This is a genomic window from Ramlibacter sp. (genome assembly GCF_013697775.1).
Taxonomy (GTDB): Bacteria; Pseudomonadota; Gammaproteobacteria; order Burkholderiales; family Burkholderiaceae_C; genus Ramlibacter.
Genome location: NZ_JACCWG010000016.1, coordinates 1 through 3,052, shown reverse-complemented (window position 1 = coordinate 3,052; position 3,052 = coordinate 1). Strand labels below are relative to the sequence as shown.

The window sequence follows — 3,052 nt, the reverse complement described above, 5'->3', positions numbered from 1 at the left end:
CCGCAGCAGCGCCTCGGCGCGCGGCCGCGCGGGCACGGTGCCGGCCGCAGCCGGCAGGCGGTCCCGGTACAGATCGATCGCGTTGCCGGCGATGTGCCAGCCGGCAGGCACTTCCACCTGTTCCGGCTGCGCCAGCCGCGGCGGCTGCGTGCAGTGCCACGCGCTGCCGTCGAACGCATAGGCGCCCCAGTACACCTCGCCCATGCGCGCATCCAGCAGCGCCACCACGTTCGTCGCGCCGGCAACGGCGCGCGCGTCCTCGGCGATGGCGAGCAAGGTGTCCAGGGGCAGCAGCGGCACGTTCGCGCCCAGGCCCAGCCCCTGGGCCACGGCGCAGGCGGTGCGCAGGCCGGTGAAAGAACCCGGGCCGCGGCCGAAAACAATGGCGTCCAATTCCGCCAGGCGCAGCCCCGCCGCGGCGAGCAATGCGCGCACTGCGGGAATCAGCGTGGCCGACGCCTGCGCCCCGCCCGCGCCCTCGTGCGCCGTCACCGCGCCGTCGCGCTCGAGCGCGATGGACAGGATCTCGGTGCTGGTGTCGAAGGCGAGGAGGTTCAAGCGCTTGTCCGGTGGGCCCCCGATTATCCGGTGCGCCCGGATAATCCCGCGATGCATGTTCCCGACCGCGCGCTCCGCCGCCTGTTTGCCGCTTTTGTCCTGCTCTGGTGTGCGCTCACGGCCGCTGCGCAGGAGCTTCCGGCCGAGGTCGACGCCGCGCTGGCCCGCGCGAAACTGCCGCGCGACGCGGTCGCCTTCTACGTCGCGCCGGCCGATGCACCGTCCGCGCCGCGCCTGGTCCACCGCATCGACCAGCCGTTCAACCCGGCCTCCATGGCCAAGCTGGTCACCACCTACGCCGCGCTCGACACGCTGGGCCCCAACTTCAGCTGGGCCACGCCGGTGTACTTCGAAGGCCCGGTGCAGGGCGGCGTGCTGCAAGGCAACCTCTACATCAAGGGCCAGGGCGATCCCAAGCTGGTGATCGAGCGCATGTGGCTGCTGCTGCGCCGCATCCATGCGCTGGGCGTGCGGCGCGTGAGCGGCGACATCGTGCTGGACCGCGGCGCCTTCGAGAACGTGGCCACCGATCCCGGCGCGTTCGACGGCGAGCCGCTACGGCCGTACAACGCCGCGCCCGATGCGCTGCTGCTGAACTTCAAATCGGTGGTGCTGACCTTCACGCCCGAGGCCGGCGGCACGCGCGTGCAGGTCGAGCCGCCGCTGGCCGGCGTGCAGTGGCCCGCCAGCGTGCCGCTGTCGAACGCGCCCTGCGGCGACTGGCGCGCCGGCCTCAAGGCGGATTACAGCGACCCCGCGCGCGTGCGCTTCACCGGCAGCTACCCGGTGGCGTGCGGCGAGCGCGTGTGGCCGGTGGCCTATGCCGACCCGGCCAGCTATGCGGTGCGCGCCGTCGGCGGCCTGTGGCGCGAGACCGGTGGCGAACTCGGCGGCCAGGTGCGGGAAGGCCGCGTGCCGGCGGCCTTGAAGCCGGTGTTCGAATGGCGCTCGCCGCCGCTGGCCGAGGTGGTGCGCGACATCAACAAGTACAGCAACAACGTGATGGCCGAACAGGTGTTCCTCACGCTCAGTTTCCAGAAGCTGGGCCAGGGCAGCATGGCCGCCTCGCGCGACGTGCTGCGCGCGTGGTGGCGCGAGCGCCTGGGCGGCGAGCCGCCGGTGCTGGACAACGGCTCGGGCCTGTCGCGCACCGAGCGCATCACGGCGCGGCAGCTGGCGCAGGTGCTGCACAGCGCCTGGGGCTCCTCGCTGATGCCGGAACTGATGTCCTCGCTGCCCGCATCGGGCGTGGACGGCACCTTGCGGCGCGCCGGCAACACAGGCCTTGCGCACCTGAAGACCGGCAGCCTGCGCGACGTGAGCGGCGTGGCCGGCTACGTGCACGGCGCGAGCGGCCGGCGCTACGTGCTGGTGGCGGTGGCCAACCACGCCAACGCCGCGGCCGTGCGCCCGGCCATCGACGCGATGGTGGAATGGGCCGCGCGCGACCGCTGAGCATGGATGCCACCGACGCCATTGGCTACGCCGCGGCCGCCCTCACCACCTGCAGCTTCGTGCCGCAGGCTGTGCACACCTTCCGCACGCGCGACGTGAGCGGCATCTCGCTGGCGCTGGCCTGCGCCATCCTGGGCATGAAGTTGCTCTACCGTGGCGTGCCCGCCATGGATTCACGCTGAGTTTCACTCGGGCTTACCCGTGAAGCCGGGCCCGCGCGGGCGGGCGCGGCCTAGGATGCGCATTGCGCGCGCGAATCCGTCGACGCGCCATCGCCATAGGGAGCTTGCATGCCATCCATCCGACTCAAACTCGCCGCGCTTGCCACGGCGGCCGTGCTCTCCGCCTGCGGCGGCAGCAGCTCGGGACCCGATATTTCCTCCATGGTGTCGTTCGGCGACAGCCTGAGCGACGTCGGCACCTACCGCGTGGGCACGGTCGCTGCGCTGGGCGGCGGCAAATGGACCGTCAACAGCGCCAGCGCGCAGAACTGGACCGAGATCGTCGCGGCGCAGGCCGGTGTGGCTACACCCTGCGCGGCGCAGACCGGCCTGCTGCCCAACATTCCCGGCATCACCGGCGCGCCGGTGACCAACGTGCCCAATTGCTCCAACTACGCCCAGGGCAGCGCGCGCGTGAGCCTGCCGCTGGGGCCCAACGCCGTGGGCCTGCAGGCGGCACCCTTCAACCAGCAGACCTTGGGCCTCATGGCGGTGCCGGTCGCCACCCAGATGAGCACCCACCTGGCACGGGTCGGCGGCGCCTACGGCGGCCACGAGCTGGTCACCGTGATGGCCGGCGGCAACGATGTCTTCATGAACCTCGCGGGCGTCTCGGCCGCGGCGAACGGTGGCGCGGGCGCGGTGGGCGCGGCCATCGCGGCCGGCTGGTCGTCCAGCGTGCAGGCGGCGGTAGCTGTGATGTCTCAATAGGTTGTTCATCCGTCCCGGATTTGGGAAGCTGTGGTTACCAGGCCCCAGGAACCCATCTCAGGAGAACGGATGAACAGCCATAAGCATGCGCGATTGACGCCCGCAGG

The 3,052-nt window shown here is 71.8% G+C and carries 4 protein-coding genes; 3 read left to right on the top strand and 1 reads right to left on the bottom strand.

Annotated features, from left to right (window positions below):
* On the bottom strand, positions 1-558 hold a 558-nt coding region (gene tsaB, locus H0U68_RS00945; protein ID WP_296352236.1), incomplete at its 3' end, for a tRNA (adenosine(37)-N6)-threonylcarbamoyltransferase complex dimerization subunit type 1 TsaB.
* 51 nt (positions 559-609) lie between these two features.
* On the opposite strand from tsaB, the gene dacB reads away from it, so the two are divergent.
* The 3 genes from dacB to H0U68_RS00930 all read left to right on the top strand — a co-directional run bounded on the left by dacB (position 610) and on the right by H0U68_RS00930 (position 2,945).
* Positions 610-2,013, top strand: a complete 1,404-nt coding sequence (gene dacB, locus H0U68_RS00940; protein ID WP_296352234.1) for a D-alanyl-D-alanine carboxypeptidase/D-alanyl-D-alanine-endopeptidase — start codon at positions 610-612, stop codon at positions 2,011-2,013.
* Positions 2,014-2,015: 2 nt separating this feature from the next.
* Positions 2,016-2,195, top strand: a complete 180-nt coding sequence (locus tag H0U68_RS00935) for a PQ-loop domain-containing transporter (RefSeq protein ID WP_296352233.1) — start codon at positions 2,016-2,018, stop codon at positions 2,193-2,195.
* Positions 2,196-2,303: 108 nt separating this feature from the next.
* The gene (locus H0U68_RS00930; protein ID WP_296352231.1) at positions 2,304-2,945 is read left to right on the top strand and encodes a hypothetical protein; all 642 of its coding nucleotides are present in this window, start codon (positions 2,304-2,306) and stop codon (positions 2,943-2,945) included.
* The last annotated feature ends 107 nt before the right edge of the window (positions 2,946-3,052 follow it).

Coding starts and splice junctions, on each gene's coding strand:
- H0U68_RS00930 (WP_296352231.1), top strand. CDS start 2,304: ATGCCATCCATCCGACTCAAACTCGCCGCGCTTGCCACGGCGGCCGTG.
- dacB (WP_296352234.1), top strand. CDS start 610: ATGCATGTTCCCGACCGCGCGCTCCGCCGCCTGTTTGCCGCTTTTGTC.
- H0U68_RS00935 (WP_296352233.1), top strand. CDS start 2,016: ATGGATGCCACCGACGCCATTGGCTACGCCGCGGCCGCCCTCACCACC.